Source organism: Citrobacter sp. Cb080, from assembly GCF_030334745.1.
Classification (GTDB): domain Bacteria; phylum Pseudomonadota; class Gammaproteobacteria; order Enterobacterales; family Enterobacteriaceae; genus Citrobacter; species Citrobacter braakii.
This window is the reverse complement of record NZ_JAOWDG010000085.1, coordinates 66,209-86,516: the sequence shown is the minus strand read 5'-3', so window position 1 is coordinate 86,516 and position 20,308 is coordinate 66,209. Positions and strand designations below refer to the sequence as shown.

General features: G+C 54.7%; 20 protein-coding genes and 1 pseudogene. 15 read left to right on the top strand and 6 right to left on the bottom strand.

Annotated features, from left to right (window positions below):
* Positions 1-48 precede the first annotated feature (48 nt).
* The 11 genes and pseudogenes from pmbA to OGV38_RS24395 all read left to right on the top strand — a co-directional run bounded on the left by pmbA (position 49) and on the right by OGV38_RS24395 (position 9,568).
* Positions 49-1,401 (top strand): metalloprotease PmbA, encoded by a 1,353-nt coding sequence (gene pmbA / locus OGV38_RS24445; RefSeq protein WP_047358563.1) that lies wholly within the window; start codon positions 49-51, stop codon positions 1,399-1,401.
* A 47-nt stretch (positions 1,402-1,448) separates the two neighbouring features.
* The gene (gene cybC, locus OGV38_RS24440; RefSeq protein ID WP_286475363.1) at positions 1,449-1,835 is read left to right on the top strand and encodes a cytochrome b562; all 387 of its coding nucleotides are present in this window, start codon (positions 1,449-1,451) and stop codon (positions 1,833-1,835) included.
* Positions 1,836-2,164: 329 nt separating this feature from the next.
* A complete protein-coding gene (locus OGV38_RS24435; protein ID WP_016151467.1) occupies positions 2,165-2,473 on the top strand; it encodes a PRD domain-containing protein in 309 nt (102 codons plus the stop codon).
* 10 nt (positions 2,474-2,483) lie between these two features.
* The gene (locus OGV38_RS24430) at positions 2,484-2,846 is read left to right on the top strand and encodes an SFCGS family glycine-rich protein (protein ID WP_003830384.1); all 363 of its coding nucleotides are present in this window, start codon (positions 2,484-2,486) and stop codon (positions 2,844-2,846) included.
* Between the two features lie 2 nt (positions 2,847-2,848).
* The gene (locus OGV38_RS24425) at positions 2,849-3,148 is read left to right on the top strand and encodes a DUF4312 family protein (protein WP_016151468.1); all 300 of its coding nucleotides are present in this window, start codon (positions 2,849-2,851) and stop codon (positions 3,146-3,148) included.
* 22 nt (positions 3,149-3,170) lie between these two features.
* Complete coding sequence (locus tag OGV38_RS24420) at positions 3,171-3,947, top strand: DUF4311 domain-containing protein (RefSeq protein ID WP_005134210.1); 777 nt, start codon at positions 3,171-3,173, stop codon at positions 3,945-3,947.
* A gap of 11 nt (positions 3,948-3,958) precedes the next feature.
* Positions 3,959-4,603, top strand: a complete 645-nt coding sequence (locus OGV38_RS24415; RefSeq protein WP_003830379.1) for a DUF4310 family protein — start codon at positions 3,959-3,961, stop codon at positions 4,601-4,603.
* 58 nt (positions 4,604-4,661) lie between these two features.
* Positions 4,662-5,795, top strand: a complete 1,134-nt coding sequence (locus tag OGV38_RS24410; protein ID WP_286475361.1) for an amidohydrolase/deacetylase family metallohydrolase — start codon at positions 4,662-4,664, stop codon at positions 5,793-5,795.
* On the top strand, positions 5,779-6,897 hold the full coding sequence (locus tag OGV38_RS24405; RefSeq protein WP_047358559.1) for a DgaE family pyridoxal phosphate-dependent ammonia lyase: 1,119 nt from the start codon (positions 5,779-5,781) through the stop codon (positions 6,895-6,897). The genes OGV38_RS24410 and OGV38_RS24405 overlap by 17 nt, the downstream gene beginning before the upstream one ends.
* A pseudogene (dagF, locus tag OGV38_RS24400) lies at positions 6,894-7,633 on the top strand (2-dehydro-3-deoxy-phosphogluconate aldolase). Before OGV38_RS24405 ends, dagF begins: the two are co-directional and overlap by 4 nt.
* A gap of 21 nt (positions 7,634-7,654) precedes the next feature.
* Positions 7,655-9,568, top strand: a complete 1,914-nt coding sequence (locus OGV38_RS24395) for a BglG family transcription antiterminator (RefSeq protein WP_181635066.1) — start codon at positions 7,655-7,657, stop codon at positions 9,566-9,568.
* 66 nt (positions 9,569-9,634) lie between these two features.
* Here the strand turns inward: OGV38_RS24395 and OGV38_RS24390 are convergent, their stop codons facing one another.
* Genes OGV38_RS24390 through OGV38_RS24365 form a run of 6 tightly spaced genes read right to left on the bottom strand, consistent with a single transcriptional unit; the run spans position 9,635 to position 16,930 of the window.
* The gene (locus OGV38_RS24390) at positions 9,635-10,027 is read right to left on the bottom strand and encodes a DUF4280 domain-containing protein (RefSeq protein WP_181635065.1); all 393 of its coding nucleotides are present in this window, start codon (positions 10,025-10,027) and stop codon (positions 9,635-9,637) included.
* On the bottom strand, positions 10,024-10,947 hold the full coding sequence (locus tag OGV38_RS24385) for a type VI secretion system protein TssA (RefSeq protein ID WP_249415449.1): 924 nt from the start codon (positions 10,945-10,947) through the stop codon (positions 10,024-10,026). Before OGV38_RS24385 ends, OGV38_RS24390 begins: the two co-directional genes overlap by 4 nt.
* Positions 10,944-14,483: a type VI secretion system protein gene (locus tag OGV38_RS24380; protein ID WP_247799410.1), complete on the bottom strand. Its 3,540-nt coding sequence runs from the start codon at positions 14,481-14,483 to the stop codon at positions 10,944-10,946. The genes OGV38_RS24385 and OGV38_RS24380 overlap by 4 nt, the downstream gene beginning before the upstream one ends.
* Positions 14,480-15,229: a DotU family type IV/VI secretion system protein gene (locus OGV38_RS24375; RefSeq protein WP_049043247.1), complete on the bottom strand. Its 750-nt coding sequence runs from the start codon at positions 15,227-15,229 to the stop codon at positions 14,480-14,482. Before OGV38_RS24375 ends, OGV38_RS24380 begins: the two co-directional genes overlap by 4 nt.
* A complete protein-coding gene (tssK, locus tag OGV38_RS24370; protein WP_109017790.1) occupies positions 15,210-16,547 on the bottom strand; it encodes a type VI secretion system baseplate subunit TssK in 1,338 nt (445 codons plus the stop codon). Before tssK ends, OGV38_RS24375 begins: the two co-directional genes overlap by 20 nt.
* A gap of 14 nt (positions 16,548-16,561) precedes the next feature.
* On the bottom strand, positions 16,562-16,930 hold the full coding sequence (locus tag OGV38_RS24365) for a T6SS protein Cts2N (protein WP_225836825.1): 369 nt from the start codon (positions 16,928-16,930) through the stop codon (positions 16,562-16,564).
* A 466-nt stretch (positions 16,931-17,396) separates the two neighbouring features.
* Here OGV38_RS24365 and tssB point away from each other — a divergent pair, with 466 nt between their 5' ends.
* The 4 genes from tssB to OGV38_RS24345 are packed head-to-tail and all read left to right on the top strand — an operon-like array spanning position 17,397 to position 20,294.
* Positions 17,397-17,909: a type VI secretion system contractile sheath small subunit gene (gene tssB / locus OGV38_RS24360; RefSeq protein ID WP_016155549.1), complete on the top strand. Its 513-nt coding sequence runs from the start codon at positions 17,397-17,399 to the stop codon at positions 17,907-17,909.
* Between the two features lie 19 nt (positions 17,910-17,928).
* Positions 17,929-19,410 carry a type VI secretion system contractile sheath large subunit gene (tssC, locus tag OGV38_RS24355; protein ID WP_016155550.1) on the top strand — a complete coding sequence of 494 codons (1,482 nt, stop codon included), beginning with the start codon at positions 17,929-17,931 and terminating at the stop codon, positions 19,408-19,410.
* Between the two features lie 18 nt (positions 19,411-19,428).
* Positions 19,429-19,914 (top strand): Hcp family type VI secretion system effector, encoded by a 486-nt coding sequence (locus OGV38_RS24350; RefSeq protein ID WP_016155551.1) that lies wholly within the window; start codon positions 19,429-19,431, stop codon positions 19,912-19,914.
* Positions 19,914-20,294 carry a GPW/gp25 family protein gene (locus tag OGV38_RS24345; protein ID WP_019078239.1) on the top strand — a complete coding sequence of 127 codons (381 nt, stop codon included), beginning with the start codon at positions 19,914-19,916 and terminating at the stop codon, positions 20,292-20,294. The genes OGV38_RS24350 and OGV38_RS24345 overlap by 1 nt, the downstream gene beginning before the upstream one ends.
* Positions 20,295-20,308: the final 14 nt, after the last annotated feature.

The window sequence follows — 20,308 nt, the reverse complement described above, 5'->3', positions numbered from 1 at the left end:
ACTGAAAAACGGTTCTCTGTTAGACTTCAGAGAAACTCTCTCTACATTATGGCATTTGCGATGAAAGTAATCTCACAAGTTGAAGCGCAGCGTAAGATTCTGGAAGAAGCGGTCTCGACGGCACTGGAATTAGCGTCAGGTAAGTCGGATGGCGCGGAAGTCGCTGTGAGCAAGACCACGGGTATTAGCGTCAGCACCCGTTATGGTGAAGTGGAGAACGTAGAATTCAATAGCGATGGCGCGCTGGGGATTACGGTTTATCACCAAAACCGTAAGGGCAGCGCATCGTCCACCGATTTAAGCCCGCAGGCGATTGCACGTACCGTGCAGGCTGCGCTGGATATTGCACGTTACACCTCACCGGACCCGTGCGCGGGCGTGGCAGATAAAGAACTGCTGGCCTTTGATGCGCCCGATTTGGATCTGTTCCACCCGGCGGAAGTTTCCCCTGACGAAGCTATCGAACTGGCAGCCCGCGCTGAACAGGCGGCGCTACAGGCCGATAAGCGTATCACCAATACCGAGGGTGGCAGTTTTAACAGCCACTATGGCATCAAAGTGTTTGGTAATAGTCACGGGATGCTGCAGGGCTACTGTTCCACGCGTCACTCTCTTTCCAGCTGCGTCATCGCGGAAGAAAATGGCGATATGGAGCGTGATTACGCCTACACCATTGGCCGGGCGATGGGCGATCTGCAAACGCCGGAATGGGTGGGGGCAGACTGTGCTCGCCGCACCTTATCTCGCCTCTCTCCGCGTAAACTTTCCACCATGAAAGCACCGGTGATTTTTGCCAACGAAGTGGCGACTGGGCTGTTCGGACATCTGGTCGGCGCGATTGCCGGTGGTTCGGTGTACCGTAAATCCACCTTCCTGCTCGACTCGCTGGGCAAACAAATTCTGCCGGAATGGCTGACTATTGAAGAACATCCGCACCTGCTGAAAGGGCTGGCGTCGTCGCCGTTCGACAGCGAAGGCGTACGGACCGAACGCCGTGACATTGTTAAAGACGGCGTGCTGACCCAATGGCTGCTGACCAACTATTCCGCACGTAAGCTGGGACTGAAGAGCACCGGTCATGCGGGCGGGATCCACAACTGGCGAATTCCGGGACAGGGTCTAAGCTTCGAGCAGTTGCTCAAAGAGATGGGCACAGGTCTTGTGGTTACCGAGCTGATGGGGCAGGGCGTTAGCGGCATTACCGGCGATTACTCGCGCGGCGCGGCGGGTTTTTGGGTCGAAAACGGCGAAATTCAGTATCCGGTGAGTGAAATTACCATCGCCGGGAACTTAAAAGAGATGTGGCGCAATATTGTGACCGTAGGCAACGATATTGAAACGCGCAGTAATATTCAGTGTGGTTCGGTATTGTTACCGGAGATGAAAATCGCCGGGCAATGATACTCGTTAAGGCGTTAATTTTTTAATAATAAAAAAGGAAGTGAGCAATGCGTAAACACCTGTTAGCGATCGTCGCGGCTTCAACGCTGGTTCTTGGTTCTTCTGCGTTTGCAGCCGATCTCGAAGATGACATGGGGATCCTCAACGACAACCTGAATGTCGTCGAAAAAACGGACAATGCGACTGAACTGAAAGACGCGTTGACCAAAATGCGTGCAGCCGCGCTGGATGCTCAAAAGGGAACGCCACCGAAGCTGGAGAGCAAATCCCCGGACAGTGCGGAGATGAAAGATTTCCGCCACGGCTTTGACACGCTGATCGGTCAGATTGACGGCGCGCTTAAACTGGCGAACGAAGGTAAAGTCAAAGAGGCGAAAGCCGTTGCGGAAGACCTGAAAAAAACGCGCAACGAAAACCACAAGAAGTTCCGCTAATCTACTCTATCCGGCCTGCATAACCGTAGGCCGGATAAGACGCTGCGCCCCTGCATCCCATAAGTAAACGCTATCCCCATCACATTTTTTCATTTTTATCGTCCATTCATTGTTCGCATTTCCTTCCATTTTGCTGCTCACTCTTGCGATCTCAATCACATTCTTCCAGTGATTAATCGTGGTCCCGGCCCTTTTTGCGGCACAGATCACTATCGCTGCGCCCCTTTCCACTTCGAAGTGGAAAACAACTCGCTACAAACTTTTAACCCCCGCCGCTAAGTTACCCTCAGAGCCACTAGGGGGTAAGACGAGTGAATAACGGAGCTGTAATGAATGACATGGGGGAATCGGTGGAACTGGCCGACCGCATGCTGGCGCAGGTGTATGCCTTGCTGCGTGAACGCCACATTATTCCCAACGCTGTACAGGAACAGATGCTGACGTCGCATGTTCGCGCCATGGCGCACCGCTCGGTAACGGGTGAACCCTTACCAGAAGTCGATGCCAGCTTGTTTGATGAAATTTCTGCCGAATCAATGGCGCTTGCCCGTGACGTGGTCGCTGAGTTTGGCAATCTTCCTGAGGAAGAGGCCTGGCTGCTGTCGGTGCACTTCGAAGTCGCGAAAGACAACCTTTAAGGAGCAAAAGATGGAACAGATTACCGTAGTGATTGGCGATCGTCTGGGTAAAGGCCAGAAAGTGGCGGCAGGCGTTGAGAAAGCGGGCGGCCGTGCGGTTGTGGTGCCGGGCGTTGCGGCAGATATGAAGCTGGGTGACGTGATGAAAGCGGAAAACGCCACCTTTGGTATCTCGTTTTGCGGCAGTGGCGGCGCGGGTGCGATTACCGCGCAGACCAAATACGGCTACAAGGCGAAATACGGCATGCGCTCGGTTGATGAAGGGGTCACGGCCATCAACGAAGGTTGCAACGTGCTGGGGTTCGGTTTTATGGACAAAGAAGAACTCGGTGAGCGCCTGGTACAGGCGTGGCAAAAGAAACACGGCGCTTAAGCATGAAAGAACAATTCACCACCACGGTGAGAGTCACTGGCAAGGGCGAGGCCAAAGCGCGCGCCTTTGCCGATGCCCTGAACCACGTTCAGGCAGCGGTGATGAAAGCGTCGCCGCATATCTTACTGCGTATTGAGCCACAGGATGTGCAGGTTGTTCAAGCGCGTGAATCGGTGCGCAAAGAGGCATTTTTATTCCTCTTTTTGCGCCGGGAAAGACGCACCTTCAGCGTGGAGCTGGACGTGACCGTCAACGTGACTGCCATCAATCTCGACAAGGTGGATTTCGTTACGCAACGCTGATTCTTTATTAAAAGGCATAATTATGTTCCTGATAATATTAATAAAATCGCTCATCATCGGCGGCCTGGTTGGCGTCGGTGTCGGCGCTGGGGCTGCACGCATGTTTCATGCGCCTACCACTCAAGGGATGGGCGCGTTTCGTACTCTGGGAGAACTGAATTCCTGCGAAGGGGATCCGGCTTCTCACTTCTCGTTCGGCCTGGGCTTTTTCTTTAACGCCTGGGCTTCCTCCGTTGCGGCGGGGGCGTTCACTCAAGACGTCGACCATCGCATCATCCCCAACTGGGGCGCTGCTGCGCTGATGGTTAAAAACCGCAACGTCGGTGAAACGCTGCACGATCCCAAGCGCATGGCGATTGCCTGCGGTGTTATCGGGATGATCGTCGTGACCTTCCTGAACCTCACAGCGTCATCCGTACCGGAAGCGTTGCAGGTGACCGCCGTCAAGGTGCTGGTGCCTGCGGCTAACCTGCTGGTCAACACCGTGATGCCGGTGATCTTCTGGCTGGCGGCGATCGATGCCGGTAAAAAATCAGGCTTCTGGGCCACCGTCTTTGGCGGCGCGGCGCAGCTGATTATGGGCAACGCCGTTCCGGGTCTGGTCCTTGGCATTCTGATCGGTAAAGGCGTGGAAGAGAGCGGCTGGAACCACGTCACTAAAGTGATGATGGTGGCTATCGTCGCGCTGTTTGTCCTGAGCGGCTTCTTCCGCGGCTTCGACATGAAGATGATCGAATCCTTCCATCTGACCGTGCCTAACTGGCTCGAACTGATCCACAACTCGCTCAGCGGCAAATAACGGAGGCCATCATGGAACAGAATAAAGGTTTTTGGTTCGCTGACTGGTCGTTCCCGATCTTCGTTGGTCTGCTCTCCTCTGGCGTATTTGCCGGAACGCACATGTACTACCTGTACGGTATTGGCGCATTTAACGAAGTCGCTTTTGTGGCGATGCTGAAGGCGGGAATGGACACCGGCTCCTACGGGGCGGTGGCGGCATTTGGTGCAAGCTTCCTGTTTGCCCGCATCATTGAAGGTTCGCTGGTGGGGATTCTGGATATTGGCGGGGCTATTCAGACCGGGGTCGGGTTAGGTGTTCCGGCGCTGCTGTTGGGCGCAGGTATTATCTTCCCGGTTGCCAACTTCGCAGCGTCGCTGGTCACCGGTCTGGTGATTGGTCTGGCGATTGGCTACATCATTATTCTGGCGCGTAAGTTCACCATCAACCAGAGCGACTCGACCTACGGTGCAGATGTCATGATGGGGGCCGGTAACGCCTCTGGCCGCTTCCTCGGACCATTGATTATCCTCAGCGCGATGACGGCGTCTATCCCTATCGGCATCGGTTCACTGGCGGGCGCGCTGCTGTTTTACCTGTGGCAGAAACCGATCACCGGCGGGGCGATCCTTGGGGCGATGATCCTCGGGTCCATCTTCCCGATTGCCATTAGCTAACTGTTGATTTGTAGGCCGGATGAGGCAGTTGCGCCGCCATCCGGCAAAGGAGAGAGCGATGTTTGATTTACTCCTGCGCCGTGCGCGCCTCGTTGACGATACGGTGAGCGATATTGCGCTCAAAGACGGCAAAATTGCGGCGTTGGGCGACGTTGATGGCCCGGCGCTGAAAACCATCGAACTGGGCGGCGAGTACTACGTCAGCGCAGGTTGGATTGATTCCCACGTTCACTGCTATCCGAAATCCCCGATTTATCACGACCAGCCGGACAGCGTCGGTATAGCTACCGGCGTTACCACGGTGGTGGATGCGGGCAGTACCGGGGCGGATGATATCGATGATTTTTATACCCTGACCCGGGAAGCGACCACCAAAGTGTATGCGCTGCTGAATATTTCCCGCGTTGGGCTTATCGCCCAGAACGAGCTGGCTAATATGGCCAACATTGACGCCGATGCGGTTCGACAGGCGGTGAAGCGCCATCCTGATTTTATCGTCGGCCTGAAGGTACGCATGAGCAGCAGCGTGGTCGGTGAAAACGGCATTACGCCGCTGGAGCGCGCCAAAGCGATGCAAGCGCAGAACGGTGACCTGCCGCTGATGGTGCACATCGGCAACAATCCGCCGGATCTGGATGAGATCGCCGAACGCCTGACCGCGGGCGACATCATTACCCACTGCTACAACGGTAAGCCGAATCGCATTCTGACGCCGCAAGGCGAGTTGCGGGCGTCAGTGACGCGGGCGATTTCACGCGGTGTGCGTCTGGACGTTGGGCATGGCACCGCCAGCCTGAGCTTTGCGGTGGCAAAACGCGCTATTGGTCTGGGCATTTTGCCGCACACCATCAGCTCCGATATTTATTGTCGCAACCGTATCAGCGGCCCGGTGTATTCCCTGGCGAATGTGATGTCGAAATTTCTCGCCATTGGGATGTCGCTCCCGCAGGTCATTGAGTGCGTTACTGCCAATGCCGCCGATGGTCTGCGCCTGAAACAGAAAGGGCGGCTGCAGGTTGGTCTGGATGCCGATTTAACCCTCTTTACGCTTAAGCGCCAGCCAACCGTGCTGGTAGATGCAGAAAACGACAGCCTGCAGGCTGAACAACTGCTGGTGCCGCTTGCCGCAATACGTGCGGGCAAGGGCTATATGACCGAACAAGGGAGCGCGGAACATGCCTTCGATTTTTGAGAAATACAATTTAAAACAGGTGATTAACACCTCAGGCCGCATGACGGCGCTCGGCGTTTCTACGCCACGACCAGAAGTGGTTGAGGCCGCAATGGCGGGGATGAATCAATATTTTGAGATGAAAGACCTGGTCAATAAGACCGGTGACTACATTGCAAAATTGCTGGAGGTGGAAGGGGCAACCGTCGTCTCCTGCGCTTCGGCCGGAATCGCCCTGTCAGTGGCTGGAGTGCTGGTTAAGGACAGCGACTGGCTGCTGGAGAACCTGCACGTCGCGCCGATCGAGAACAACGAAATCGTGCTGCCCAGAGGCCACAACGTCAACTTTGGCGCTCCGGTTGGCACCATGGTGGCGCTCGGCGGCGGCAAGCTAGTGGAAGCGGGTTATGCCAACGAATGTTCCGCCACTCAGTTGGCGGCGGCCATTACGCCACGCACGGCGGCCATTCTGTATATCAAATCTCACCACTGCGTCCAGAAAAGCATGCTCAGCGTGGAACAGGCTGCGGTGGTGGCGCGTACGCATAATCTGCCGCTAATCGTGGATGCGGCAGCGGAAGAGGATTTGCAGTGCTACTACCGGGTTGGTGCGGATCTGGTGATTTATAGCGGTGCGAAAGCGATTGAAGGGCCAACCAGCGGCCTGGTGATTGGCAAAACCCAATACGTTGAGTGGGTGAAGCGCCAGACCGCGGGGATTGGCCGGGCGATGAAGGTGGGTAAAGAGGGGATTCTTGGCCTGACCTGCGCCATCGAACTGTATCTGAACGCGCAGAAAGAGAGCGGCGCGGAGATGGTCGAGAAAATGACGCCGTTCATTAATGCGTTAAACCAGCTTCACGGCGTAAGCGCCCGCGTGGTGTGGGACAGCGCAGGGCGCGACATCGCGCGCACGGAAATTAAGTTTGACGAAGCGGTAACCGGGATCGCCACAGGTGAACTGGTCGACGCGCTCAAGCAGGGAGAGTACGCGATTTACTTCCGTGGTTACAAAGCTAACGAAGGCATTATCGAAGCCGATGTGCGCAGCGTGGATCGCGCGCAACTGGAGATTGTGGCCCGTCGAATTGGTGAAGTGATTTCGCAGGAGAAAAAAGCATGAAACTGACCCCTAACTTTTATCGCGACCGCGTCTGCCTGAACGTGCTGGCGGGCTCCAAAGAAAATGCCCGGGATATTTACGCGGCGGCGGAAGGACACGTGCTGGTCGGTGTGTTGTCAAAAAATTACCCGGATGTCGCAAGCGCGGTTGCGGATATGCGTGAATACGCAGCGCTTATCGACAATGCCCTCTCCGTGGGGCTAGGGGCGGGCGATCCCAACCAGTCGGCGATAGTCAGTGAAATCTCCCGTCAGGTGCAGCCACAGCATGTTAATCAGGTCTTTACCGGCGTGGCGACCAGCCGCGCGCTGCTGGGTCAGAAGGAGACGGTGGTCAACGGTCTGGTCTCGCCAACCGGCACTCCGGGCAGGGTGAAAATCTCCACCGGTCCGCTGAGCAGCCAGACGCCGGACGGCATTGTGCCGGTAGAAACCGCGATTGCGTTGCTCAAAGACATGGGGGGAGCTCGATTAAATACTTCCCAATGGGCGGCCTGAAGTGCCGTGAGGAGTACGTTGCAGTCGCCCAGGCCTGCGCCCGTCATGACTTCTGGCTGGAGCCAACTGGCGGTATCGATCTGGATAATTTCACTGAAATTTTGCAGATCGCCCTGGATGCCGGAGTGAGCAAAATCATTCCTCACATCTATAGTTCGATTATTGATAAGGTGAGTGGTAACACCCGACCGGACGACGTGCGCCAGCTGATGGCGATGACCCGGGCCTGCGTAGGCTAACTGACTGATGAGGAAACTGACGTGCGATTCCCCAACCAACGTTTAGCGCAGCTGTTTGGCATGCTGCAAAACGAAGCGCTTCCACAGGACGAGCTGGCGCAGCGGTTGTCGGTTTCCACACGCACCGTACGGGCGGATATCACTGCGCTAAACGCGCTGCTCACCCAGTACGGCGCGCAGTTTGTCCTCAGCCGGGGTAACGGTTATCAACTCAAAATTGACGACCCGGCACGTTATCATGCCCTGCAAACGCAGCGGCCAGACGCGTTGCTGCGCATCCCGCGCACCAGCCAGGAGCGGGTGCACTGGCTGGTGGTTCGTTTTCTGACGTCGGCCTTTTCGCTGAAGCTGGAGGATTTGGCTGATGAATGGTTTATCAGCCGCGCGACGCTGCAAAACGATATGGCTGAGGTGCGCGAGCATCTGCAACGTTATCATCTGACGCTGGAAACGCGCCCCCGTCACGGTATGAAGCTGTTTGGCAGCGAGATGGCGATCCGCGCCTGTTTGACCGATCTGCTATGGACGCTGGCACAGCAGGATCCACAGCACCCGCTAGTGACGCAAGAGGCACTAAATGCCGGGATCCCTGAACAGCTACAACCTGTTTTGCAGGATATTTTTGCCCGTTTTCACATTCGCCTGACCGATGAGGGTGAGCTGTTTTTGCGGTTGTACTGCGCGGTGGCGGTACGGCGGATTAGCGAAGGGTATCCCCTCCCGGAATTTGCCGCAGAAGAAGCCGAGCAATCAGTGTGCCTGGCCACGCGGGAAATCGCAGCGGTATTGCACCGACTGGCGGATAAACCGCTTACCGTTTCCGAAGAGAACTGGCTGCAGGTGCATATCGCCGCCCGCCAGGTACAAGAGATCGCCCCCAGCGCCATCAATGCGGATGATGACGAAGCGCTGGTCAATTACATCCTGCGTTTTATCAACAGCCAGTACAACTACAACCTGTTGAATGACAAACAGTTACATGCTGATCTGCTGACGCATATTAAGACGATGATCACCCGGGTGCGTTACCAGATAATGATCCCCAATCCGCTACTGGAAAATATTAAACAGCACTACCCGATGGCGTGGGACATGACGCTGGCCGCCGTCTCGGGATGGGGAAAATATACGCCGTACACCATCAGTGAAAATGAGATTGGCTTCCTTGTGCTGCATATTGGCGTCGGGCTGGAGCGTAGTTACAACATCGGTTACCAGAGGCAGCCGAAAGTTCTGCTGGTATGCGATGCTGGAAATGCGATGCTGCGGATGATTGAGGCGGTGCTGGCGCGTAAGTATCCGCAGATAGAAATCGTTGATACCGTGACGCTACGCGACTACGAACAGCGGGAAAGCATCAGCGAAGATTTCGTCATCTCTACCGCGCGGGTTGGTGAAAAAGATAAGCCTGTGGTGATGATTGCACCGTTCCCTACCGATTATCAACTGGAGCAAATTGGCAAACTGGTGCTGGTCGACAGAACCCGTCCGTGGATGTTGAACAAATTCTTCGATGCTGCCCATTTTCGTGTGATCGATGAGCCAATGGATCAACAAACGTTGTTCAACGTTTTATGTCGCCAGTTGCAGGATGAAGGCTTTGTCGATGCGGAGTTTCTTGATTCGGTGGTTGAACGTGAGGCCATCGTCAGCACCATGCTGGGTGACAGCATTGCCCTGCCGCACGCCCTCGGTCTGCTGGCAAAGAAAACGGTGGTCTACACCATCCTCGCCCCGCGGGGTATCGCCTGGGGGGATGAAACGGCGCATGTGATCTTCCTGCTCGCCATCAGCAAAAGCGAATACGAAGAAGCGATGGCGATCTACGATATTTTCGTCACCTTCCTGCGCGAGCGCGCGATGACGCGGCTCTGCGCGTGCCGGAATTTCAGCGAGTTCAAAACGGTTGCAATGGAGTGTGTGAGCCGTTTTTAACGACGCTGCAACTATCTTGCTGCGTCGTCTCCTGCAACTGTTACCCTTAATTTCAAGAGGATAACATCACGCGACGACGGTCGTTAACTGCCCGGGAAAGCTAATTTGAATCAACCCACCCCAGGCGCACATTAACTGCGATTGCGCAGTAAGAGCCGGCGCATTGCCGACTATTATCGTCGGTGAACCGGGCATCCATGGCGCAATGGTGGCAGGAATGCACGGCATTGGCGTCAGCACGCCGAGCGCCGCGGCGGTTGCGGCAGCAACGGTCGGGTTGGCGATGCTGTTGCACATGCCGAACGGCAGAATGTTTACAAATGGTTTGTTATCCATAATATTCGCCATCGGCAGGCTGTTGACGATAGTTCGGCTGGTGGGCAACACGTTCAGTGTGGCGGGCGCTATGCCAAACGAGCATTGCAGCATCGCACCTGTACATACGGCAGGACAACTCATGGCAGTACCCCCAATTGTCTCCACAGTCGGCGAGCGGATTCGTCGCTGGTGATCAGTTCATTGAGCAGTTCCGGCAGTGGTGTATGTCCCCAGGTATAGGCCCGGTACAGTAGATACGGTACCGGACTGTGGGGCTCGGTACGCGCCAGATAGTCTGCCACCTGTTTAATCATCTGATACGCCTCTTCGCGGTGAAGAAACGTGGCGCCGTTGCTGACCGTTGATGCGGCTTCTTGCCCGACAGGTTGCGACTGTTCCGGCAAGGTGTTGCCCAACGCCTGCAGGCAGGTTTTGATTTTTTGCTCCAGTACATTAAATGAAGGTGCCGATTCGGTAGGCCAACTCTGACAGACGTTGTTGAGCCGTTGGAGCCACTCCATGCTGGATGTCAGGGATAATATGGTGGCCTCGTCCGCGCCAGGCAGCGGAACGTCAGCTAATTTTCCCTGCTGCCACTGGATCAGGGAGATGTTTTCCCCATGAGCTATAAACAGCGGGGATTCAGCGACCAGCGTGGCGTAATGTTGCGCTATCCAGCACAGTGGCGCGGCGCGATAGTCATAGTCACCTTCTTTAATTTTAGGATGTAATTGCTCCGGGTATTGCTCCAGCGCCAGGGCCACTAATTCCAGCGCATTGGGCAGGGCTGCTAAGCCGTGAACTCTAATCCATGCCTCACCCAACCAGCTCATAATGACCAGATCCTTACTGAGCGTTTTCGTCAGCACAGTGGCGATTTTGGCGACTTCATCCCAGTCGGCGCGGCGCGGCGTACTTTGCCAGACGCCGGTGGGCAGCGTTTCGTCATCCTGCTGGCGGGCGGCGACCAACTGGTCGAACTCTGGTGAATAACGGATAGAGTCCCCGCACGGATTATCCGCCTGAATGGGGGCCAGTAATGCCTCAATATGTTCCATCATTTTCCTCCTGATAATCCCTGCTCGGTAAGCGGTATCCATGGTAGCGGCGCTTTGCTTTGGGCATCTAACAACGTGACCTGCCAAAATACGGTTGACTGCAATTGCTTCTGACCATCGCCCACGGGGAGCGAAAAACGCAGCGGCAGCGGTTGCGTCGGCGCGCCACCGACGCGCTGTTGTTCAATCATCCTGAGCAGTGCCCACGCTCCCTGCCAGCGCCAACGACCAGTATCACCGCTTACCGTTACGCCTGTCTGTGACAGGCCTGGCATTGGACGCCATGCGGAATTGGCTGCCCAGCGCAGACTAAAGTTCAGACTATCACCGCTGCGCCAGTGCAGGTCAGTCGTGCCGCCGGGGTAGCTAATCGATTGTTGATTGCCAACAAGCCGCCAGTCGGCAATCTGATCCGCGCCAGCCTCATGGTTGCGTGAGGTCCGCCAGATAACCCGTAACGTCACGCCTTCAGGGCTGACCAACGCCGACAGTAACGGCTGTGCCGCTGCCAGTTGTTGAATGAGTGGCGGCTGTTCGGATAGCGTTTCGGCGGGGAGTTGCGCCAGCAAAAGAGTCAGTTCACGTACCCGATCGACATCTGCATCTGTTGAGTGCGGCACGGCGGTAAAGGGGAAGCGCCCTGCAAGCCAGGTGTTGTACAGATTGAAGATCTTCTGTACCGCACCAATGCTGGCCTGTTGGCGTAACTGCTGACATTTTTGCAATGATGCGTCTGCCAGCGCGTTCAGCGACTGACCGTAAAAATCGTTACTGCTGGCGGTGCGAAACTGCGTCAGTTCACTCTGGCAGTTCTGCGCAGAGAGCGTCGGCAGCGCGGCAGCAAGGGCCGCCATCTGCATCGGCGAACTGGCAGGATCCTGTTGTTGCAGCCGCTTCATGGTCGCCAGTGAATTGCTCCAGCGAACGATAAGCTGGTTATCCGTCGCGCTTAGCCATGGGCGCTGTTTATCGAGCCAGTCAATATCCTGCTTATAGCGGGTTAATGCGCCAGAGATTTGTTCTGCCTGGGCGCTAGCCCATCCGATAATTTTCTGTCCGCTGGCCTGCGCCTGTTCTGTCGTCGCGTAATTGACCGCCGGAGGGGTAATCGGCGGAAGTAACGCGCTGCCGTCCTGACGCACCCGTGCAATCACCTGGGCCGCCGTTTGTTGGCGCAATGCGATGGCAAGCTGAGGACGATTAAGCTGGTTGAAGGCTTCAATGATGTAATCCGCGCTGGCGGTGCTGACATTGCTGTTATCCGGGGTTCCGGTGGCCCCTGTGTATAGCGTCTGACGTATGGCGTTTTCCACCGCCTGTCGCGCCAGCATGGTGATTTTAGGTCGCCAGATGCTGTCTGGAAGCTGCTGCATAAATCGTTCAAATCCGCCATACAGCGCCAGCGCCTGCTGAAGTTGCAGGTTGCCAGGATAACCGACGGAGAGCTCGGTAGGCTGGCTTGCCCCCTGCTGCCAGAAGGGTTGGTTAAGTAAATCACGCAAACTTTTTTGTAATGCCAGAAGATCCGGCGATACGCTGAATTGTCCTTCCGGGGATTGCTCGGTTAATGAGGAGAAGTGCAGCCTGGAGCCATCAACCTGCGCCAGAAAGCGTTGGCGCAGTAGGGTTTCGTGGCGGAGCAGTTCCTGAACCACGCTGTTGTCGATAAGCCTAAGGGTTCGTGCCTGCGTGAGCAGCTCATCCAGTGGCAGTCTGATTGGCGAATTTGTTGCGTCACGACTCAGGTTATTAATGGTCGTCAGTGTTGCTTGTAAGCGGCTGACCTGGCGGACCAGCGAGCGGACGAACAAGGGGGTAACCCCGGTGCCATTGCCAAACAGCGCCAACAGTTGTTCGAGCTGCTCTTCGTTGTTATCCAGGCTGGTATTGCCATAGTTTTGCTCCAGCCAGCGCATGGTTTCGTGAGAAAAAAGTACGCTGTTGCGCTGAGTCAGCTCGCTAGCGTCGGGTAATTTCAGACGCGAGAGATTGAGAGTGGCAAACATCTCGTTGAGCTTTTCCTGGGAGGGTAAAGAGTCGGTGTCAACGGTCACGCCCCAAACGCTGGCGCTGACGTTTGCCAACGTCTGCACAGTCGGTTGCTTCATCTGCATTAATTGTAGCAACGGCAAATAGCGCGACTCCATTTGTTTTGCCTGAGTGAGCAAGTTCTGAATTTGCCGGTAACGCTCTTCGGGTAGCAAATCGTCCTGCTCAAAGCCCCTTTCATTGTGATTTTGCAGGCAGATACTGTTGGTGGCTGGTACCAGCAGGCTAGCCAGGGTGACGTTGTTAAACGTCTCGCGCAATTTTGTATCGGTGCGGCTGAACAGCGAGCCGGGCCAGACGATGGAACGAAACTGCCACTGTGGAATGCCATTGAGAACGCGCCAGTACAGCGCGGTGGAACGCTCACCAGTGATATCGGCCCGGACGGCTGTGGCGAGGACCTGCAGACGATCGTGCAATAGTACGGCATGGGTGTGCTGGTATTGCCAACTCCAGGTCATCGCGACAAGCCAAAGAACGCAAAGGCAGCTATAGCACGCGAGAGTGATGAAATGGCGGCGTAAATTCACGCGCAGCAAACGGCGCACCGGAAGCGCGAGACCGCGCTCAGCGGTAATTTTGCTGCTCAGTAGCGACTGACAAAACTGCATCTGTGGTTTGTCATGGTCCAGCGTACGGGCAACAAACCAGATCCCGCGCAGCTGCGGTGGCTCATCGCGGGCATGACTGTTAAACAGGGCGTCAAAAGCGTCATGCAACGGTGCGGCAAGCGGCGGGAAGCTTTCTGGCAAGCGGAATAATTCCTCCGGCGTGTTGCCTCGCAGCGCGCCAAGCTCGGTGATGAACAGCCGCAGAGAAGTCCGGGTATTGTCCAGCGCATTGTCGATCCACTGCGGTTTCCAAATGGCTTCTCTGGCGACCGGAATCGTGCTGCCAATCGGACTGCGGCGAGCATCTTCCGGCAATAGCTCCAGCAGATCGGCTGTACCTTCCAGTGATTCCATGCCGCTGATGATCAGGTAAATTGGCAGACTCAGTCCGCACACCTGCTGCAACTGCTGACAGTTATGCAATAAGCTGGCGCGGACGGTATCATCGTCATGCAGCGTCTCTAATGAAAGGGTGATAATCAGTGCATCCAGTGGTCGCTGGGGGCGGCTTTTCACCAACGCAGACAGCGTCTTCTGCCAGTCATTCTGACGGATTAGCCGCTTCTTCCCAACGGTTTGTAGCGTTTGCGGCAGGCACAGAAGGCTGCACTGAGGATTAAACCACCATTGCCCGAACCAGTATTCCTGGCCGTCGGTAAGTGACCAACTGCGGCACAGCAGACGGTTATCCTCTTCGTCGCCAAGCATCAGGATTCGCACGCTGTCGTAAGGATCCTGACTGGTACAGGCTCGCTGGATCTCCTTTTGCGCACGGTTGAACGTATCGTTTCGGTATTCCCATTGCCACCAGACGCACCAGAGAGTCATCGCCAACAGCACCAGGAGAATAATCAGTAGCGTAAGCCAGGGTTGCGTCACTTATCATCTCCCTGGCAGGACTGGGTTACCGGGAAATCTGGCAGCGAATTTACGCCGATGGCATCTTCAATACTTAGCCACAGTCGCTGACTCAACAGCAATAACGCCAAAAGTATTACGAGGGCGATGAGATGCAGGCGCGAATTGTCTGGCAGGCGGCGATGCGCCGGAAGGTGTAAAGGCGTCCCCAGCGCGGTCGATTCCATGCGTTCGGCAATATCACTGAGCTGAGCGTCATGCTGAAAGGCAAAATGCCACAGCAGGCGGCAGGTTTCCTGATGATTCTGCAGGTTAAAATCGCCACGTCGGGAACCAAACCCCAGCGTCAGGCAGCGCAAATACAGCGCGGCTAAATCCCGCTTTCCTGGGTTACGTTCATTGAGCAGAGCGGTGATCTGGCGGGGGATCTGGTCCCCAGCGCTATGGGTTTGCCACAAATGATACTCCAGCGGGCAGGACTGCCACAGGGAGAGCGCGGGCCAGTCACCATAGAGTACGGACTCATCAATCAGCGCGACCAGGGCATAAACGGACGCGTCAATCTGCTGCTGAAACGGCGAACCCAGTTCGCGGGTCAGGCGTCGGTTATACTCTTCTACCACCTGACTGGCGTATACAAGGGCCTGATTATGCAACTCATCTGGCGGTAGCGGAGTGCGTTTCCAGCGTTCAAACTGCGCCAGCCAGCGGGTGTAAATCTCATCAAACAGACGGCTGGCAGGCATATCAGGATTGGCGATTGTCATGGCGATCCTCCTGACGGTAGAGCATGATCTGCTGCGGCATATCCTCTGTTTCATGCAATGGGGCAATAACCAACGGCGTCCCTTTTTCAAACCACTGGATGGTAAGGGTCAGGGTAAACAGGGCCACCTTGCCGTCGATTTCCCAGTCACTGCTCTGCTCTGCAGCCAGCGGCGTGAAAGTCATCCCGTGCATCCGCTGACGACGCAGAACAGGTACAAAGGGTTGGCTGGTGATAAGACTCATTTGTAACCACTTTTCAGCTTTGGAGGCGTTGTCTCCGGGCATCAGCAGGCCTATCACCACCTGCTCTCCCGCGTGGATATCTGTAGGGAGTTGCAGTGAAAAAGAGTTATCCAGCTTGCTGAAATTCAGCCGCTGATAGCGGCGATGAATATGCGCCAACTGGTTTTTCAGTACGGTGAAAAGAGAGGCAAATGCGGGCAGCATGTTCTGATAATCAAAGGTTGGCAGCAGGGGCAGCGTTTTATCCTGAGTCAGTATTGCCGTTTGTCCGATAAAGAGACACAGCGCGCGGTAAAGATCCTGTGGATGTGGCCGCCCGCTGCTGAGCAAGCTTTCCACCAGCGGCAACGCCCCCTGGATACTATGCAGTGACAGCGTAAGCCATAGCCAGTCGTTGGTGCGTTGTCCGTGTTGCGCCAACTGCATTTCACGGCTCAGAAACAGAATTTTTTCTCTTGCCTGCAGGCAGAGTTGTCGGGTTTGGCGTGCCAGATAACTCTCTTCGTTGAAGGCGGGAGAGGGGGGAAACCACTCGCTCTGACGAAATCCACCTTCGCTATACACAACCTGCAGCAGCGGCAGACAGACGAAATCAGCGCGATCGTGCTGGCAAACCAGACGCGGTACGGGCTGCCATTGCGAAATGCTCTCGGGGAATTCACCGCTACTCAGGTCAGGTAGCGGGGCGCTGTTGACTGAGCGATAGCGGCTATTCATCAACTGCCACTGTCCGGCACGGTTTAGCGGCGGCAGCGCCAGCCAAAGGATATGTTCACTGTCTGGTACGGCAGGCAGCAAGCGGGCGCAGTCAAACTCCAGCGATAAATCGTCGCTAATGTCATAATTGACCGGCGTGCCATCGGGCATCATCGCCTCCAGGCGCAAAATACGCAGCGTTCCTGCACACAGCGCAGCCTCGTCAATCTGGAGCCGGTTGACGCCCCAGAACCACGGATTAGCGCACCCGGTGAGCGCGGCACAAAGTGTTTCATTACGCAATGCCTGCAACTGGAAATGTTGAGGTAGCATTGCCATCCCTTCATACCAGCAAACCATTGCCGGAATTGTGCTCATAGTCCCTTCCTTGTTCATGGTGCCAGGACGGCTTCATCCGTCATTAGTAACAGATGCAGTGAATCTGCTTTTTCCAGTGTTAATCGGTGTTCTCCTGCGCTGCTGTAGCGGGCAAACAGCAGAATTGCCTCTGCCTTAACGCCGTGCAGAGGGGAGCTTTTGGTCACAAAACGCGAATCCGGCACCAGCTCCAGCGACCAGACATGCAACCCGTCAGGGCTATCGCGCAGGAGTTGTGATTTGGCGTTAAACCACTGTGTCGCACTCAGCGATTGTACGGTTGGCAGTAACGCATTATCGGCAATCGCGACAATATCCACGGCGACTGGCGTGTTATCGTTTGCATCTGCTGCGGTTTCAATGACCACATCATTAAATGCCACACGGTTTTGCCATAATGAACAACCGCTACTCAGTAAAATTAAAATACTGATTAATATTATATTGGCTGGATGGCATAGGCCGTTTGTCATATAAAGTCCTTTTATATTGTCATTAATAAGGTAATTAATGGTGGGGGTTGTTTTTTTGACTTAAATCATCATTGGATGAGTCTTAAGTAATAAATTTTTTTAACATTTAAATATTCACTAAATTTATATTTTCAGTGCAAAGTATTATTTTATAATCAATTTTAATTGCAACATGTTGATTTTTATTGGTTAATTTTTTGTTAATTGATTTTTATCAAACAATTTATTTTTTTGTGTGAAAAGTAAAAAATTAAGTTGATATTTATTGGGTGTTGTGTTTTTTATAATACGGCTAGTTATTCATGAATATGAATTTTCGAATAATGGTGCGGTAAATGTCGTGCCAGGGATACTATTGCAATAAAAAGGATTAAATATGGCCGAGAGCATTCAGCATAAACTCAACCGTATTAGGCCGCCGCGCGTGCAAATAACGTATGATGTGGAAACAGGTGGCGCGATTGAGAAGAAAGAGCTTCCCTTAGTTGTTGGTATTTTAGCTGATTTATCCGGACATCCCGCATGCCCACCCGCTAAATTACGTGAGCGGCGATTTGTCGAAATTGACCGTGATAATTTTGACGATGTGCTTTCCTCCCTCTCACCTCGTCTGGCGATACAGGTTGAAAATCGTCTGGCTAATGATGGCAGCAAATTGAACGTTGAGCTGTGCTTTAACGAGTTCGATGATTTTTCTCCACTCAATATTATCAATCAGGTTAAACCCCTTCAGCGACTGTTTCTTGCCCGGCAGCGTCTGCGCGATCTGCTCACCAAACTGGATGGTAACGACGATTTGGATGCGCTGCTACAGCAGGTGGTAAACGATAACGCCGAGCTTCAGGCTTTGAGACCCATCGTTGAAGAAAAACCGGCTGAAAACGCGTAACTGAATCAGGAGAAGAACAATGGAAAATGTTCAGGAACAAGCTGAAAACGGCGGACAGACGGTCACGCTGAGCGTGCTGGATCGCATTATCCAGGAAGGGCGGATGGCGCGCGATGAGCTACAACAGACCTACGCGCGTGACATGCTGGAAGAACTGGCGACGCAAATTCTTGATGAAGGGATGGCGATAGGAAGCGATACGGTGGCGATGATCAACCATCGCATCGCGCAGATCGACGAGCTTATCAGCGGCCAGTTGAATGAGGTATTGCATCACCCGGATATGCAGAAACTGGAAGCCTCCTGGCGCGGTCTGCATCAGTTTGTGATGAATACGGAGACCAGCACCCGACTGAAATTACGTCTGCTAAACGTTTCGCGCAAAGAACTGCAGGACGATCTGGAAAAAGCGGTTGAGTTCGATCAGAGCACGTTGTTTAAGAAATTGTATGAGGATGAATACGGTACTTTTGGGGGGAATCCCTATAGCGTGCTGGTCGGTGATTTCGAGTTTGGCCGTCATCCGCAGGATGTGGCGCTACTGGAAAAACTTTCCCAGGTCGCGGCGGCCGCGCATGCGCCGTTTATCGCCGCTGCCAGTCCTCGTTTGTTTGATATGGGATCGTTTCTCGAGTTAGGTGTCCCGCGCGATCTGGCGAAGATCTTCGAAAGCACCGAGCTGATTAAATGGCGGGCATTCCGCGAAAGCGACGACTCCCGCTATGTCTCATTAGTGCTGCCGCACGTGTTGCAGCGCCTGCCTTACGGCCCGGATACGGTGCCGGTGGAAGGCGTGAACTTTATCGAGGATGTCGACGGCCTTGATGCCAGCAAATATCTGTGGGGCAATGCCGCCTGGATGCTGGCCAGTCGTATTACCGAAGCTTTTGCCTTATACGGCTGGTGTGCGGCGATCCGCGGTGCGGAAGGCGGCGGCCTGGTATCAGATCTCCCGGCGCATACGTTCTCCACGCCATCCGGCGATATCAGCCTGCGCTGCCCGACGGAAATAGCCATTACCGACAGGCGTGAGAAGGAGCTTAACGATCTGGGATTCATCGTGCTGTGTCATAAGAAGAATACCAACACCGCCGCGTTCTTTGGCGGACAGACCACCAATCAGGCAAGGATCTACAACACCCCGGAGGCCAATGCCAACGCGAGGATCTCCGCAATGCTGCCTTACATCCTCGCCGCTTCCCGTTTTGCGCATTACCTGAAGGTGATTATGCGCGACAAGGTCGGCAGCTTTATGAGCCGCGATGATGTTGAGAGTTACCTCAATAACTGGATTGCTGACTATGTGTTGCTGCGCGACAGCGCGCCACAGGAGATTAAAGCGCGTTATCCGCTGCGTGAAGCACGGGTGGACGTGAGTGATGTTCCCGGCAAACCGGGCGTTTATCGCGCCGTTGTATTCCTGCGTCCGCACTTCCAGTTAGAAGAGTTGACCACCTCAATTCGTCTGGTGGCTGAACTGCCGCCGCCAGCTGCCGCTTGATTACTAAGGAGATAGACCATGGATGCGATTTTTTTAAAGCTTGACGATATCAAAGGCGAAAGCCAGGCCGATGGCTTCAAAGATCAGATAGAGATCATGTCCTACAGCCATAACGTGGCGATGCAGGTCACTAACGACGTCAGTAATACCGAACGTACTTCCGGGCGGGCGCACGTGGGTGAAATGTCGCTGACCAAGTTTGTCGATCTCGCCACGCCGGTGCTCAATGAGTATTGCTGTAGCGGGAAGGTGATCAAAGAAGCGAAGTTGACGCTCTGTCGTAACGACAATAGCGCGATGCTGCCGTTTATTGTCTATACCCTGAGTAACGTGGTGATCTCGCACCTGAGCGTCAGCGGCGGGTCCGGCGGTAAGCCGGTAGAGACGATGTCGCTGAACTTCACCAAAATCAAATGGGAAATCACCGCCCAGAAATCGGAAGGCACCCAGCAGGGCACCAGTTCATCCGTCTGGGATATGGCGCTGAATAAGAAAGGCAGCTAATGGTGGAGCCTTTCATCCCGGTTGCGCTATTCGACAGGCTGCTGGATGAGGAGATAAGCCCACGAGAGTCGGTGTGCCGGGAGTTGAATCGATTATTCAACTCCCGAGCCCCTACGGATGATGACGCACTACCGCTGTTGCTTAGCTGGGGCGTCCCGGAATGGCACGGATGTAACGCGGGCGATGAGCGGGTGCTTAACTGGTATTGTCGCCAGCTACGCGCAGCCATTTTACGCAACGAGCCGCGGATTCAGGCGCTAACTGTCAGCGTGAAAGATGCGCATCATCAGACGCTGGCGCTGCATCTCGAGGTGATGTTGTGGCACGACGACGATCCGCTGACGCTGGATCTAACGTATCTGCACGGCAGCTGGCGATGACTATCGCAGGAGAA

Bases quoted from the DNA above. Each gene is read 5' to 3' on its own strand.
- pmbA (WP_047358563.1), top strand. From the start codon at position 49: ATGGCATTTGCGATGAAAGTAATCTCACAAGTTGAAGCGCAGCGTAAG.
- cybC (WP_286475363.1), top strand. From the start codon at position 1,449: ATGCGTAAACACCTGTTAGCGATCGTCGCGGCTTCAACGCTGGTTCTT.
- OGV38_RS24435 (WP_016151467.1), top strand. From the start codon at position 2,165: ATGAATGACATGGGGGAATCGGTGGAACTGGCCGACCGCATGCTGGCG.
- OGV38_RS24430 (WP_003830384.1), top strand. From the start codon at position 2,484: ATGGAACAGATTACCGTAGTGATTGGCGATCGTCTGGGTAAAGGCCAG.
- OGV38_RS24425 (WP_016151468.1), top strand. From the start codon at position 2,849: ATGAAAGAACAATTCACCACCACGGTGAGAGTCACTGGCAAGGGCGAG.
- OGV38_RS24420 (WP_005134210.1), top strand. From the start codon at position 3,171: ATGTTCCTGATAATATTAATAAAATCGCTCATCATCGGCGGCCTGGTT.
- OGV38_RS24415 (WP_003830379.1), top strand. From the start codon at position 3,959: ATGGAACAGAATAAAGGTTTTTGGTTCGCTGACTGGTCGTTCCCGATC.
- OGV38_RS24410 (WP_286475361.1), top strand. From the start codon at position 4,662: ATGTTTGATTTACTCCTGCGCCGTGCGCGCCTCGTTGACGATACGGTG.
- OGV38_RS24405 (WP_047358559.1), top strand. From the start codon at position 5,779: ATGCCTTCGATTTTTGAGAAATACAATTTAAAACAGGTGATTAACACC.
- OGV38_RS24390 (WP_181635065.1), bottom strand. From the start codon at position 10,027: ATGAGTTGTCCTGCCGTATGTACAGGTGCGATGCTGCAATGCTCGTTT.
- OGV38_RS24385 (WP_249415449.1), bottom strand. From the start codon at position 10,947: ATGATGGAACATATTGAGGCATTACTGGCCCCCATTCAGGCGGATAAT.
- OGV38_RS24375 (WP_049043247.1), bottom strand. From the start codon at position 15,229: ATGACAATCGCCAATCCTGATATGCCTGCCAGCCGTCTGTTTGATGAG.
- tssK (WP_109017790.1), bottom strand. From the start codon at position 16,547: ATGAGCACAATTCCGGCAATGGTTTGCTGGTATGAAGGGATGGCAATG.
- tssB (WP_016155549.1), top strand. From the start codon at position 17,397: ATGGCCGAGAGCATTCAGCATAAACTCAACCGTATTAGGCCGCCGCGC.
- tssC (WP_016155550.1), top strand. From the start codon at position 17,929: ATGGAAAATGTTCAGGAACAAGCTGAAAACGGCGGACAGACGGTCACG.
- OGV38_RS24350 (WP_016155551.1), top strand. From the start codon at position 19,429: ATGGATGCGATTTTTTTAAAGCTTGACGATATCAAAGGCGAAAGCCAG.
- OGV38_RS24345 (WP_019078239.1), top strand. From the start codon at position 19,914: ATGGTGGAGCCTTTCATCCCGGTTGCGCTATTCGACAGGCTGCTGGAT.